At 54.5% G+C, this 14276-nt stretch carries 11 protein-coding genes and 1 other annotated feature; all 11 genes read right to left on the reverse strand.

Features of this window, described 5'->3' with window-relative positions; all coding sequences use genetic code 11:
• Positions 1 to 8 precede the first annotated feature (8 nt).
• Entirely contained in the window at positions 9 to 698 is a 690-nt protein-coding gene (radC, locus tag RB297_RS12460) for a RadC family protein (protein WP_009593994.1), read from the reverse strand.
• Positions 699 to 782: 84 nt separating this feature from the next.
• Complete coding sequence (locus tag RB297_RS12465; RefSeq protein ID WP_192569327.1) at positions 783 to 1394, reverse strand: Maf family protein; 612 nt, start codon at positions 1392 to 1394, stop codon at positions 783 to 785.
• A 25-nt stretch (positions 1395 to 1419) separates the two neighbouring features.
• Positions 1420 to 1662: a DUF4321 domain-containing protein gene (locus RB297_RS12470; RefSeq protein ID WP_009594010.1), complete on the reverse strand. Its 243-nt coding sequence runs from the start codon at positions 1660 to 1662 to the stop codon at positions 1420 to 1422.
• A 127-nt stretch (positions 1663 to 1789) separates the two neighbouring features.
• On the reverse strand, positions 1790 to 3184 hold the full coding sequence (locus tag RB297_RS12475) for an SPOR domain-containing protein (protein WP_375120608.1): 1395 nt from the start codon (positions 3182 to 3184) through the stop codon (positions 1790 to 1792).
• A 205-nt stretch (positions 3185 to 3389) separates the two neighbouring features.
• Positions 3390 to 4766 (reverse strand): UDP-N-acetylmuramate--L-alanine ligase, encoded by a 1377-nt coding sequence (murC, locus tag RB297_RS12480; protein ID WP_036662695.1) that lies wholly within the window; start codon positions 4764 to 4766, stop codon positions 3390 to 3392.
• Positions 4767 to 4772: 6 nt separating this feature from the next.
• Positions 4773 to 6176 (reverse strand): bifunctional folylpolyglutamate synthase/dihydrofolate synthase, encoded by a 1404-nt coding sequence (locus tag RB297_RS12485; protein ID WP_096775435.1) that lies wholly within the window; start codon positions 6174 to 6176, stop codon positions 4773 to 4775.
• A gap of 8 nt (positions 6177 to 6184) precedes the next feature.
• Entirely contained in the window at positions 6185 to 8854 is a 2670-nt protein-coding gene (locus tag RB297_RS12490) for a valine--tRNA ligase (RefSeq protein WP_096775402.1), read from the reverse strand.
• A 111-nt stretch (positions 8855 to 8965) separates the two neighbouring features.
• Positions 8966 to 9264 (reverse strand) — a binding site (T-box leader).
• Positions 9265 to 9512: 248 nt separating this feature from the next.
• Entirely contained in the window at positions 9513 to 10856 is a 1344-nt protein-coding gene (locus RB297_RS12495) for a LysM peptidoglycan-binding domain-containing protein (protein WP_375120609.1), read from the reverse strand.
• A 163-nt stretch (positions 10857 to 11019) separates the two neighbouring features.
• Positions 11020 to 11928 carry an RluA family pseudouridine synthase gene (locus RB297_RS12500; RefSeq protein WP_096775400.1) on the reverse strand — a complete coding sequence of 303 codons (909 nt, stop codon included), beginning with the start codon at positions 11926 to 11928 and terminating at the stop codon, positions 11020 to 11022.
• Positions 11925 to 13220: a glutamate-1-semialdehyde 2,1-aminomutase gene (gene hemL / locus RB297_RS12505; RefSeq protein ID WP_096775399.1), complete on the reverse strand. Its 1296-nt coding sequence runs from the start codon at positions 13218 to 13220 to the stop codon at positions 11925 to 11927. Before hemL ends, RB297_RS12500 begins: the two co-directional genes overlap by 4 nt.
• A gap of 36 nt (positions 13221 to 13256) precedes the next feature.
• Entirely contained in the window at positions 13257 to 14255 is a 999-nt protein-coding gene (gene hemB, locus RB297_RS12510) for a porphobilinogen synthase (protein ID WP_096775398.1), read from the reverse strand.
• Positions 14256 to 14276 lie beyond the last annotated feature (21 nt).

Consider the following 14276-nt stretch of genomic DNA (forward strand, 5'->3'; position numbering starts at 1 on the left):
CTATTATATTACATCAAGCCCCGTTCCTTCAAACTTACAAACGATCCGTCCCCGATGATCAGATGATCCAGCACGTCGATCCCGACAATCTGTCCTGCCTCCACTAAGCGTGCAGTCAGCGAAATGTCCTCCGGGCTGGGCGTCGGATCTCCGCTCGGATGGTTATGCGCGCACACCAGGGATGCACTGCTGCATTTGATGGCCGCTCTGAACACCTCGCGGGGATGAACGATGGAGGCGTTAAGGCTCCCCATCGATAGCGTTTCCTGGGCAATGACATGATTTTTCGTATTTAAAAATACACAGACAAAATGCTCTTTCTGTAAATACCGCATCTGTTCACTGAGCAGTTCTGCCGCGTCATGCGGACTGCGGATAATAACCGGCTCTACATGTCTCGATGCGGCCAAGCGCCGTCCAAGCTCGATGCCAGCCTTCAGCTGAACAGCCTTGGCGGTTCCAATTCCTTTGATTTGCGTAATTTCCTCGATGCTAAGATCAACGAGCTGCCGGATGCCGCCTGCTTCCCCCAGCAGCCGCTGGGCTATATGTACGGCAGATTCCTGGCGGGTACCGGTCCGAAGCAGTATCGCCAGCAATTCTGCATGGCTTAAAGCGCTCGCCCCATATTGCATCATGCGCTCTCTTGGTCGTTCATCATGGGGGATGTCGCGCAGCAATAGCGTTGGCGACTCCATATATTCCCCTCTTTTCTAAGATTTAAATCAGCAGGTCACCGAAGCTTCCATGATTCCGTTGGCTTCGGATGCCGTGTTCTATATCTATGAATCGGTGAGTACATCCATCCCCATTTCAGACAGCATGTCCGAGAGCAGAGAAAGCGGCAGGCCGACAACGTTAAAGTAGTCGCCTTCGATTCCTTCCACGATGGTTGCACCCAGGCCTTGAATCGCATACGAGCCTGCTTTGTCGGCAGGTTCCCCGCTCTTTACGTAAGCCGCGATCGCATCATCACTTAACGATTTCATCTTTACGGTCGTCACGCGGTGAGATACCTTGGCCCGACCGGAACGCCGGTCGATGCAAGCCACTCCCGTGTAAACGAAGTGTGCCCGTCCTTGAAGCATGGACAACATCCTTGCAGCATCAGTTTGATCCTCCGGCTTCCCGAGGACATGGTCATCTACGACCACAATCGTGTCGCTTCCCACAATGATACCATCTCCGGGATCATCCGTCAGCTTTCGGAGAACCGCTTCCGCTTTGCGCAGCGCCAGTGACTCCACAATTCGCTCTGGCGACCACCCTTGCGGTGTGTCCTCGTCAGCTTCACTTGGCATAATCTCGAATGGGATACGAAGGGAGGCAATCAATTCCTGACGCCGAGGAGAGGTGGAAGCCAATATAATGCGGCGGTTTCTCTTCTCATTCAAGGGGGATAATCTCCTTTGTCATGTCTTAGAGCCTGCGGTATAACCAGACGGCAGCAATAATGCCGAGCAGACTGAGCAGGCAAAAGTTAAGTTCAAGGTTAATGTCATAACGAATAATGTCAAAATCAGCTGAAGGCGACCACTTGATCGGTGTAGTAGACGTCAGAAACGACAGAGCCTTGACCGGTTGAAGCGCCTTGGCAAGCCATGTTCCCGTCAGCCACCCCAGCAGCAAAAACAAGATGAGCATTCCTTTATTTTTCTTCATGCATCCTCTTCCCTCGCCATTTTTTGACACCCTAATTATTATACGGTGAATCGATAAGCAATACAAACAGAAATCCGGCATGGGGAACTATTTCCAGTTCCAAGCCGGATTTGACGTAAATTTGAATTTATAGGCCATCCAGGAGTTTCTTTTGGCCCATGACATAGTTCATCATGCCTGTTTGAATCTCCCACAAATGCCCCTTGGATTGATTTTTGTTGTATTCGGAGAGCGCCGTGATCGAACTGTTCATCGACTGCTCCATGGCCGGCAGCGCGGCCCCGGTCTCCGGACCCAAGCCTGCGGCCAGCTGCTTGACCGATTGGATCCATTGCTGATGCAGATTCGTGATGGTATTCATATGCTCCGACGTCGCTGCGCCGGGCTCCTGCAGGCCCAGCAAGGATGCCGATAGTTGGCTAAGCTCCGATACCAGCTCCCCGCTTATCGTAAAATAGTCCGTCAGCGTCTGCTCCTCGCCAGCGAATGCCGCTGACTCTATGCCCGGCAGCGCGATCTCTCTAACGTATAATTCAACCCCTTCGGCCTTAAGCTGATTGCTGAGCAGCTTCGCCTGCTCGCGGTCGGGCGAGATGCCCGCATACACGCGGTTCTCCTCGTCCAGATCGCCGCCGGCGGCAATACCGGATTGCTGCAGTTCCCCGATCGCCTGCGCTGCCCGCTCGGGCGTGCTGAACACGCCGTATTGAAGCAGATAAAAGTTTTGCTCTGGAATATGAACAGCCGATTCGGTCATATCAGGCGTCGGTGATGCCCCCGCTCCCCCGGATGGATCGGTCGGTGCTAAGTTCCCTGCATCATTGCTCTCGAGCTGCCCCGTTGCCGGGTTCTCGCCGGCGTCGCCGCCGTTAAACATGGACAGCACCATGTACCCGAACAGCAGGCCCGTGATGACGGCGGCGGTCACGGACACCGCCATCTTCCAGAAGGAGGTGGGTTTGCGTGAGCGATAATAACCGTAATCGCCGGCAGATGTCTCATATAGATCCGACTCGGGCCCGAGATTCCAATGGGGGTCGTTCGCTTCGGGGGTCATTCTCCCGGAAAATGCATCATCATGGAGGTCGTAGAGCTCCTCGTGCACGTGATGGTATGTATCCGATTCTACAGGGGCATCAGGGGCATCGTCGTACGGCCAGCCGTTATCATGGTCCAGGCGCCGTCTTTCCTCAGCCAGCCGTCCCCTGGACCGATGATTGCGCGATGGTCTCCAGTCACGATTGTCCACGTCCCGGGTATCCCGCTCCTCCCGGAGCGGCGGAACGACGCGCAGATGATCCTGCTGAACGCTCCTCTGAGGTTCGTACGAAGTGTCCGTATCGGTAAACCGATTTGCTGTCGCTGTGTCATATTCGTCGAAGACGGAATGGCGGTCGTAGACCCGGGGGTTTTGGCCCGCCGGAACGTTTTGGTTCGCGTCGTGTTCCTCTCGCGCATGGTCTTTGTTCCTGCCCTTCGGCGGATCGTGATCGAAACGTATCGTCATCCGTGCTTTATTCATATCCACACACCTCACTTGTCCTTCTACACCTAGCTATATGATCAAGCTTGGCAACTTATGAGTATGCGAAAAACAAAAGGGCTGACCAAGAAATGATCTTGATCAGCCCTTCGTATCGTTATCGATGCTGGCTTTGTCCCCTCATAAGAGGCAAAGCCAATGCAGTCCCCTGCTGCAGCGAAGCAGCAAAGGAAGCAGGCAACCTTTATTTCTTGCCCTTAATGAACTCCGCTAAAGCCGCGCCGACCTTCCAGATGTCGCCCGCTCCCATCGTGAGAACCAGGTCGCCTTCTTTTACGCGACCTTTGAGATCGTTCAGGACATCTTCCTTCGTAGGCAAATAGCGGGCACCGGCATTGCTGTTCTGAACGATCAGCTCCACCAGCTTACCCGAGCTGATGCCCTCGATCTGCTTCTCGCCGGCAGGAGAGTAAATATCGGTGATGATCACCTCATCCGCTTCTCCGAACGCGCGGCTAAACGCATCCAGCAGGAAGAAGGTTCTCGAATACCGCTGCGGCTGGAATACGGCAATGATCCGTTTGCCCGTAGCTTTAGCGGCACTGATCGTCGCCTCGATCTCGGTCGGATGATGCGCATAGTCGTCAATCACCAGAATGCCTTCAGCTTCGCCAAGCACCTGGAAGCGGCGCTTAGCCCCGTTGAATTTGACGATGGCCTCTACAATCGCCTCGAACGAGATACCGCTCTTCAAGCAGCATATCACCGTGGCCATGGCGTTGTAGACATTATGTTTGCCCGGTACGGACAGCTCGACGGTGCCCAGCTCCATGCCGTTATGAAGCATCGTGAAGCTGACGTGACGGTCGCCCAGCACCAGATTGGTTGCCGTATACTCCGCATCCGCATGAATGCCGTATGTGGTCACGTTGCATTTCAGGTCAGGCAAAATCGCCTGAATGTTGTTATCGTCGGCGCAAACCACGGCTGTACCGTCAGCCTTGATCTGGCTGAGGAATTGCACGTAGGCGGCCTTGAGACGATTGAAATCCCCTTCGTAATTCTCCAGGTGATCGGCTTCGATATTCAGAACGACGCCGAGCCATGGATGGTATTGCAGGAATGAACCGTCGCTCTCGTCGGCTTCGGCTACCACATGCTCGCCTTCGCCCGCTTTGGCATTCGTGCCCACGTTCATAATTTCCCCGCCGATGATAAATGTCGGATCGACTCCGCATTCTTCCATCACGAGCGCAATCATGGATGAAGTGGTTGTCTTGCCATGCGCTCCCGCTACGGCCACGCCTTTGCGTTCGTTCAAAAGACGCGCCAGCATCTGCGCACGGTGAAGGACAGGAATGTTCAGCTTCTCTGCCTCGACCCGCTCCACGTTGTCTTTGGACAATGCCGTGGAGTACACCACAAGGTCCGCGCCTTGGACTTGCTCGGCGGTATGTCCAATGTATATTTTGGCGCCCTTGGCCGCCAGCTTTTCTGTCAATTCTTGCGATGCCACGTCAGAACCCGTGACTTTATAACCCATCTCCAGCATTACTCGCGCTATGGCGCTCATCCCGTAGCCGCCAATTCCTATAAAATGAACATGTTCTGATGTATTCAACAGATATCACCAACCTTTTTCAGAATCGGAAAGGCCCAGGAGGTTGGAACGCACGTCGGCAATCAGGTACAACGTGCCCGACACCACCCCAAGATCCTCCGCTTCCGTCCGTGACTTCAACTCTTCAAGTGCGTTTTTCCAATTTGGTTCTATGATGATTTGCAGTGTATGTTTGGCGTATTTCTCCCTTACCTGCTCTACGATGTCACCAAGCGCCTTGGCGTCCAGTTTCTTCCGGAAATCCGGTTCAGTCAGGATAAGCGTATCCACTATTGGCAGTATATGCTGCAAATACGATTCATGATGCTTATTTGCCAGCATTCCCATCATTAAGTTCAGTTTCCGATACTTATAGATCTGCGGCAAGCTTTTGGCCAAGGATTCAGCCCCTTCGGGGTTGTGCGCGCCATCGAGAACAATCCGCGGGGAGGACTGCACTTGCTCCAGTCTTCCCGCCCAGAACGTATCCTTAAACCCGGCACGCAATTCTTCTTCATCCACGATAAAGGCCATGTACTGGCGAAGCACCTCCAGCGTCATCATGGCAACCGCGGCATTGGCGCATTGATGCTCGCCCTGCATCGAAATATCCAAATCCATATCCCGGAACGGTCCCTTAAAACGGAAAGTCTGGCTTTCTTCGTTCCCGCGCAGCCGTTCATAAGAGAATTGCTCGTCTACGAGGTACAGACTTGTACGGTTTTTGGCAGCCGTTTCTTTCAGAATTTCGACTGCCTCAGGCTGAGTGACCGTGCTCACCACGGGCACTCCGGGCTTGATGATGCCGGCCTTCTCCATGGCGATCTCCTGAATGGTATCGCCCAGAACGTCGGTATGGTCCATGCCGATGTTCGTGATCACCGAAATGATGGGATGAACGATATTGGTCACGTCAAGACGACCGCCAAGTCCGGTCTCCCATACCACCACGTCCGGATAAGACACCTCGCCGTAATACAGGATCGCAAGAGCCGTGGACACCTCAAACATCGTGGGCGATCCAAGCCCGGAGCCCGCAATTTCGGCAACAAGCGGCTCTAAGCGATTCGCGAGTTCCAGCAGCGTCTCTTCCGGTATGTCTTCGCCGTTATACTGAAACCGATTGGTAAACTTCGTAATATAGGGGGACGTATAGGTGCCTACCGTGAATCCCCCTTGAAGCAGAACCTTTGTTAAAAAAGCGCATGTGGAGCCTTTTCCGTTCGTTCCGGCCACGTGGATAAATTTTAATCGACGCTCCGGATGGCCGAGCAGCTCCATCAATCGCTGAATTCTATCCATGCCAGGGCGGATCCCAAACGGAATCAGCCCATTGATCCAAGCTACCGCTTCCTCATAGGTATGGAACGGAGCTGCCGCTGCAGCTGCCGATTGATCAACCATCGTTCTCACCTTCTGGTCCAGATTCATCTTGCCCATTAGCCTCTCAATTCTTCGATGCGCGCAATCACTTTGCTTCGTTTGTCCGAGTAATCCGCGAGTTTCGCCCGTTCTTCCTCAATCACCTTCTCGGGTGCTTTCGATACGAAACCAGGATTGTTCAGCTTCTTCTCCACACGCTCGACTTCGCTGTTCAAGTGCTGAATTTCCTTCTCCAGACGCGTGATCTCCTGAGCGATATCGATCAGTCCGGCAAGCGGCAGATACATCTCAACACCTGTCACCACGGCGGTCATCGCTTTATCCGGCGCCTCAAGCGCAAGGGAGGACTCATACTCCGACGTGTTGCAGAAGCGGCGAATATAATCGGAATTGCGATCGATAATGCCGGCAATTTGCCCGCTTACCGGTTTCAATTGCAGTTCTACTTTTTTGCTCATCGGCACGTTCACTTCCGCCCGGATGTTACGTACGGCACGGATCACATCCATCAGCAGGTTCATTTCGGTAACAGCTTCCGTATTCTCAAACGCCTCATCATAGGTCGGCCAAGAAGCCAGCATAACGGTCTCGCCTTCATGCGGCAAATGCTGCCAGATCTCTTCGGAGATGAACGGCATGAACGGGTGAATCAAGCGCATCGTGCGGTCCAGCACATAGGCAAGCACCGACTGCGTCTTTTTCTTGGCTGCTTGATCCTCGCCATATAGGGACAGCTTGGCAAATTCGATATACCAGTCACACAGATCATCCCAGATGAAATTGTAGAGCAGTCGACCGGTTTCGCCAAATTCGTAGGCATCAATTAGACGCGTAATGTCGCGGGAAGTTTCGTTCAAACGGTGCAAAATCCACCGGTCCGCTGTTCCCAGCTCTCCGGAAATGTCGATATCCGCCGCCGTGAAGCCCTCCAGGTTCATGAGCGCAAACCGCGACGCATTCCAGATTTTGTTAGCGAAGTTACGCGCTTGCTCCACGCGTTCCCAGCGGAATCGAAGATCCTGACCCGGCGTGCTGCCGGTCGATATCATATAACGCATAGCGTCTGCGCCATACTGTTCAATAACCTCGAGCGGGTCAATGCCGTTGCCCAGCGACTTGGACATCTTGCGGCCTTCGCTATCCCGAACCAGGCCATGGATCAGCGTGTCCTTAAACGGCATTTGCCCTGTAAATTCAAGTCCTTGGAAAATCATCCGCGACACCCAGAACGGGATGATGTCGTAACCCGTTACGAGAACGCTGGTCGGATAATAACGTTTGAAATCCTCGCTGTCCTGGTCCGGCCAGCCCATGGTCGAGAACGGCCAGAGCGCGGAGCTGAACCAGGTATCCAGCACATCCTCGTCCTGTCTCAGATCATCCTTGCCCAGCTTCGCGCGGGCTTCCTCTTCATTCATGGCAACAACCACTTCGCCCGTGGATTCGGAATACCACGCCGGGATCCGGTGACCCCACCACAATTGACGGGAAATGCACCAATCGCGTACATTCTCCATCCAGTGCAGATAGGTTCGCTCGAACCGGTCAGGCACGAAGTTCACGCCCTTGCCGGATTTTTGCGCATCCACGGCTGCTTCCGCAAGCGGCTGCATCTTAACGAACCACTGCGTCGACAGGTAAGGCTCGACCACCGCACCGGATCTTTCGCTATGGCCAACCTGATGGACATGGTCTTCGATGCGAAGCAATACGCCCGATTCCTTCATGTCGCTGACGATCTGCTTGCGGCATTCTGCACGGTCAAGGCCCTGGTATTTGCCGGCAAACTCATTCATCGTTCCGGATTCATCCATTACGGTAATTTGCGGCAGGTCATGTCTCAGCCCCATCTCGAAGTCGTTCGGATCATGCGCCGGCGTAATTTTAACCGCACCGCTGCCGAAGTCCTTCTCCACGTACTCATCCGCAATAACCGGAATCTCGCGGCCCACGATAGGCAGCACCAATGTCTTGCCGATCATGTCTTTATAGCGCTCGTCTTCGGGATGAACGGCGACCGCCGTATCGCCGAGCATGGTCTCCGGACGGGTGGTTGCCACGGTAATGGAGCCGCTGCCGTCCTTCAGCGGATATTGCAGGTGATACAAATGGCCGTTGACCTCTTTGTACTCCACTTCAATATCGGACAAAGCCGTGCGGGCAGCCGGGTCCCAGTTGATGATGCGTTTGCCGCGGTAGATGAGCCCTTTATCGTAAAGCTTGACGAATACTTCCCGTACGGCTTCGGACAATCCCTCGTCGAGCGTGAAACGTTCTCTGGAGTAATCGAGGGACAGGCCGATCTTGGACCATTGATCACGGATGGTGTTTGCGTACAGGTCCTTCCATTCCCACACCTTCTCCAGGAATTTCTCGCGTCCCAGATCGTAACGGGTAACGCCTTCTTCGCGAAGCTTCTGCTCTACCTTGGTTTGCGTGGCGATGCCCGCATGGTCGGAACCGGGGAGCCACAGCGCATCGTAGCCCTGCATCCGCTTCACGCGAATCAGGATGTCCTGCAGCGTAAAGTCAAGCGCATGGCCGATATGGAGCATGCCCGTAACGTTAGGAGGAGGAATAACAATCGTGTAAGGCTCCGCGTCCGGTCGCTTGCCGGCTTCAAAAAAGCCGCCTTCCTTCCAGTACGGATACCATTTTTGTTCGGCTGCCTTCGGATCATACGTCGTCGGCATTTCTAACTGGGATTGGTTTTGTTTTTGATCCATATTTTCGTACCTCCGATACTGTTAATCAGTTTTGCCAACCCGAAACGTTTTAGCCTCCGGGCGTGTTCGTGGATATCATAGTTGGCGTGAAACAAAAAAAGCCCTTCGTCCTCAAAGGACGAAAGACTGTTCTCTCGCGGTACCACCTTTGTTTCGTGCTTACATGGTTCAGCAACCGTTGTCCTCCCATGAAGAACATGAAAGGCTTTCGGTCAAGCACGACACTTTACGCAGATAACGGCTGCGGCCGGCGAACTCTAACCAGGGTAGCAATCGATCCTACTCTATCTCAAGTCCGCAACTCCGGGGCGACTTCGGCAAGCTGGTTCCTGCGGAATCTCACAGCGCTTGGTAGCAATTCCGCTCTCTGAAGGCCATACCTTCCTACTCTTCCCGTTCAACGTTGTTCTAGCTTTTGGAATACCTGTACATATACTATTCAAATATAACGTGGTTGTTCCATATAGTCAATATTTCGAGTGTTTCCGAACGATTTAGACATCATACCTGCCGATTCAAATAAATCCTTGTTCGCTGTAACATACAATCCAAGCTCGCTCTGCTTCCTCTCCTCCAAACCGGTTCCCCGCAGCACAAAAAGCAGGCCAAGGCTGCCTGCCTCGGCCTGCTTCATTCTAGCCCCATGACGACTTCCCGATTACTGGGGAATGTATAATACCTGACCTTCTTCCACATTCTGTTCGGACATGCGGTTATACAACAAGAGCTCTCGCGGCGTCAGTTGATAACGCTCCGCAATCACGTCGAGTGTCTCCTCACGCTGAACAATGCACATCCGGACCTTGCGGAACGGCGTTTCCTCCCGGCGGTTGCCCAGGAACAGACTCTTCCATTCCACATCCTCGGACGAAACGGCATCCACCGATTCTTCGATGGCCTCTTCCTCGTCTCGAGCTGCTTGTTCCTGATCCTGAACCGTTCTGCTCGATTGAAGCAATGAGGAGAAGCCTACGCCCGAAGCGGTGTTAGTGGTGCTGTTCTTCGCGTTGAAGGCAACCTTTAGCTCCGGTTTGGACGGAGCCTCTTCGACTTGAACGGAAACCTCCTCCTCTATCTCCTCCAACGGCTCGGCTTCCTCGGCAAAAACAGGCTGGGCTTCCTCCGTTTCCGGGGAATCCAATACCGGCAGGGCTTGAACCTCTTCGCCATTGCGCTCAGTAACGCCCGGGAAATCGGCTGCCGGTTCTTCCTGCTGCGGCTCCGGCTGGGCCGCAGCCCGTTCGAACTGCCATACACTCGGAGTCGACGGCTCAGCTGACTGAAATTCCGTCTCATTATGTAAGGCATATTCGACCGTATCTTGGGCTTCAGGGGTACTGGAGATGCTTACCGTTCGGTCCGAGTCCTGCGTATCTTGAATTTGATTCTCGTATTCCGCCCAAGATGCCAGATACTGCTGCGTGCGCGCATCCGACTCGGACTCTTGGGCTCTAGGCTGAGCCTCGCTGAAATAAGAAGGCGTAATCGTTTCAGCGTTGGCTCCGCCGCCTTGATACGGTTCATACGGATTGGCTGCGAACTGCTGCTCTCCGCCTGCATACGTATCATTCGCTTCAGGAGCATGTACCACTGTGAATTCCTCATTGGTCCATACTTGGTCACGAGCTCCCGGAGCCGCCGCCTGGATTCCTTTGAGCGATAAAACCCCCGTTATGTTCAAGCTGCGCTTGGATAACAGATCCACGTCAAAATTCTCGATCTCGACCGCGATGTCATCCAATGACGATACGCGGTTCAGCGGGACCGTGATCTCGACCGGAATCCAATGCTCGAGCGGCTCCGTCTCTCCTGCTTCGGTATCCCCTTTATACAGGCCTGCTAGAAGCAAATGGCCCCGAAGCGTGGCCTGGTCCTGCTGGCTGATCACCTGAATGTGCGGGATCAACTCCGCCTCTTCCAATTCTTCGATTCCCGGCAAATCTTCCGTCAAATTAATACGCTCGTAAATATCGAACCGCAATCCGTAGGACTGGTCAAACACGGGAATGTCCTCCTTTTTGGCATATACTATCCGTGATCTGTCATCACGGCATGAGCCTAAGTTTTGCCACTCAATTTATCTATATGCCGAAAACAGGAGAGCATGACTTTTTTGCGAATTGCGCATGGAAGTTAGCGGGCGTTCAGGGCCGCTGCAGCATCCCCTATCGGTTCGCTCCCTCTATGATTCGCTCTCGTAACTCCATCATATCCTGAGGCCACGGCGCCGGCACCTCAATGCTCTCGCCCGTAAAAGGATGATGGAACAACAGGCGTTCGCCATGCAGCGCTTGTCGCGCAAACGTCCCGGGTCCCCCGTACAAAACATCCCCCAGAAGCGGATGTCCCATATGGCTTAGATGGACCCGGATCTGATGCGTACGGCCGGTTTCAAGGCGAATGTGCAGCAGACTGGCTTTCGGATACGCTTCAGCTGAGAGAATATGCGTGATCGCGGCCTGTCCCGTTAATGAAACCCTCCGGCGGCTTGCGTGATAGCGGTCCTTGCCGATCGGGAGATCGATTCGCTTCAGCTCCTGCGATACCCTCCCTTGAACGATAGCCGCATACATTCGAACGATCTTCTTCTCGCGCATGGCCTCGTCAAGCTTCAGCTGCGCATATTCGTTCTTGGCATACAGCACCGGCCCCGTCGTATCTTTATCCAGCCGATGGATGTGACGGACTGCCGCGTGAATCCCCTCTGCTTCGTAATAGGCGGCCACGACATGATTCAGCGTTGTCTCCCGGCTTTCGTTGTCTGGATGGACCGCCAAACCGGCCGGTTTGTTCACGACCAGGCAGAAATCGTCCTCGTACAACACCTGAAGCTCCTGCCACCTCGGTTCGATGCCGTATTCCCGATAAGGAAAAAGGACCAGCCGAAGCCGGTCCCCTCTCCATTGTATCCCCTGCTCATGATGAAGCTTGCGATACAGCTTCTCGGGCATACCGACCGTTTCCAGAAGCCACTTGGCGGCGGCCTCGTCCCGATCCGGCTGGCCCAACAGTGCCTTGCCGGGCGTCATCTCGAGCCATTCGCCGCGCTTACTCCAGCTGCCCCCGTAGCTCATAGGCTTTTGAAGGCGTTGTAATTAGCTTCGATGGTAGCATCGATATCTTCCACCGTATGGGCCGCCGAGATGAACATGCCCTCGAATTGGGAAGGAGGCACGCTGACTCCCTCTTGCACCATCGCCGCAAAATAGCGGCGGAAACGGTCCAGGTCACTCGTCTTGGCCGTATCGAAATTCACGACCGGCGAATTCGTGAAGAATGGGCAGACCATGGAGCCGATCCGGTTGATCGTAAGCGGGATGCCGAATTCCTTGGCGTTGCGCTCGAATCCTGCCTGAAGGCGGGCCCCCCGTTCCTCCAGCTGCTCATAAACGTCAGGCGTCAACAGCTTCAGGGTGGTGTATCCGGCTGCCATGGCCAGCGGATTTCCGCTTAACGTTCCCGCCTGGTAGATCGGTCCTGCCGGAGCGATCTGATCCATCAGCTCACGCTTGCCTCCATATGCGCCGACCGGCAATCCGCCGCCGATCACCTTGCCCAGGCATGTCAAGTCAGGCGTAACGCCGTAACGTCCCTGAGCGCAGTTCAGGTCCACCCGGAATCCGGTCATCACCTCGTCGAAAATAAGGATGCTGCCATAATCGGAAGTGACCTTGCGGAGGCCTTCCAGGAATCCTGGTTGCGGCGGAACCACGCCCATATTCCCTGCCACCGGCTCAACGATGACGGCCGCGATCTCTTCGCCGAAACGCTCGAAGGCAAGCTGTACCGATTCCAGGTCGTTATAAGGAACCGCAATGGTGTTGGACGCCACGCTTTCAGGCACGCCCGGGCTGTCAGGCAGGCCTAGTGTCGCTATGCCGGATCCCGCCTTGATCAGAAGGCTGTCCGCGTGACCGTGGTAGGAGCCCTCGAATTTGATGATTTTGCTGCGCCCGGTATAACCGCGCGCCAGACGGATGGCACTCATGGTGGCTTCCGTGCCGGAATTCACCATTCGCACCACCTCGATCGACGGCACGCGCTCGCACACGAGCTTCGCCATCTTCGTTTCGAGCAGGGTTGGCGCGCCGAAGCTGGTCCCTTTGGCAGCAGTCTCCTGAAGCGCTTCAACGACTTCAGGGTGTGCGTGGCCCATAATCAGCGGTCCCCAGGAACCTACATAATCGATAAAGCTGTTGCCGTCGATGTCGTATACCCGGCTGCCTTCTCCGCGATCGATATAAATCGGCGTGAGTCCTACAGATTTAAATGCACGTACCGGACTGTTGACGCCGCCCGGGATATATAACTTCGCTTCTTCGAAAGCAGAACGCGACAACTCTTCTTTTCGCAAATCTTGGCTCATTCTATGCACTCCTAACTCTTTAGTCGTTAATCGTTGCTAGCCGCGCATCCAGCGTGCCGCATCCTTCGAGAAATACGTAATGATAATGTCCGCACCGGCACGCTTCATTCCCGTCAGCAGCTCCATCACGATCGCCTGCTCACTGATCCATCCCTGCTGAGCCGCCGCCTTGATCATGGAATACTCGCCGCTCACGTTGTAAGCGACGATCGGCAGATCAAACTGGTCTCTGAGCAATCGGACAACGTCGAGGTAAGCCATCGCCGGCTTCACCATCAGCATATCCGCGCCTTCCAGCACGTCCGTCTCCGCCTCGCGGAGCGCTTCCCTTACGTTAGCCGGATCCATTTGATAGGTTTTGCGGTCGCCGAACTGCGGAGCGGAGTCTGCGGCTTCGCGGAATGGACCGTAAAAAGCCGAAGCATACTTAACCGAATACGACATGATCGGCACATTATAAAATCCGGCTTCATCGAGTCCGGTACGAATGGCTTGGACAAAGCCGTCCATCATATTGGAAGGTGCGATGATATCCGCTCCCGCTTTCGCCTGGGAGACCGCCGTGCGAACGAGCAGCTCCAGCGACTCGTCGTTTAATACGTCGCCGCAGGTGTGACCGTCACGCTCGAAGGTATGGACCATGCCGCAGTGGCCGTGGTCGGTGAATTCGCACAGGCACGTGTCCGCAATGACCAGAAGATCGGGATGCCACGACTTAATGAGGCGGGTGGCCTCTTGGACGATTCCGTCATCCGCGAAACCGGACGTGCCTACACTGTCTTTTGTCTCAGGAATCCCGAACAGGAGCACGGCAGGAATCCCTAGATTTACGATTTCGTCCACTTCTTCCTTCAGGGTATCCAGCGAAAAATGATATACGCCCGGCATCGAGGAAATTTCGGATTTCACACCGCTGCCATAGGTCACGAAGATCGGCTGAACCAGATCCTCCGTATGAAGCACGGTCTCCCGGACCATGCTGCGAATGCCGGCATTTTGACGCAGCCGGCGATGGCGTACGATTGGAAAACTCATGACGTTGTACCTCCATAAGAT

This window comes from Paenibacillus sp. CR_12 (assembly GCF_041953985.1).
Taxonomy (GTDB): Bacteria; Bacillota; Bacilli; order Paenibacillales; family Paenibacillaceae; genus Paenibacillus_AQ; species Paenibacillus_AQ lautus_A.

What these genes read in the sequence shown, in the direction of transcription:
- RB297_RS12475 (WP_375120608.1), bottom strand. Translation starts at nt 3,184, where the DNA reads ATGAATAAAGCACGGATGACGATACGTTTCGATCACGATCCGCCGAAG.
- RB297_RS12485 (WP_096775435.1), bottom strand. Translation starts at nt 6,176, where the DNA reads ATGAATCTGGACCAGAAGGTGAGAACGATGGTTGATCAATCGGCAGCT.
- RB297_RS12490 (WP_096775402.1), bottom strand. Translation starts at nt 8,854, where the DNA reads ATGGATCAAAAACAAAACCAATCCCAGTTAGAAATGCCGACGACGTAT.
- radC (WP_009593994.1), bottom strand. Translation starts at nt 698, where the DNA reads ATGGAGTCGCCAACGCTATTGCTGCGCGACATCCCCCATGATGAACGA.
- hemL (WP_096775399.1), bottom strand. Translation starts at nt 13,220, where the DNA reads ATGAGCCAAGATTTGCGAAAAGAAGAGTTGTCGCGTTCTGCTTTCGAA.
- hemB (WP_096775398.1), bottom strand. Translation starts at nt 14,255, where the DNA reads ATGAGTTTTCCAATCGTACGCCATCGCCGGCTGCGTCAAAATGCCGGC.
- RB297_RS12500 (WP_096775400.1), bottom strand. Translation starts at nt 11,928, where the DNA reads ATGAGCTACGGGGGCAGCTGGAGTAAGCGCGGCGAATGGCTCGAGATG.
- RB297_RS12470 (WP_009594010.1), bottom strand. Translation starts at nt 1,662, where the DNA reads ATGAAGAAAAATAAAGGAATGCTCATCTTGTTTTTGCTGCTGGGGTGG.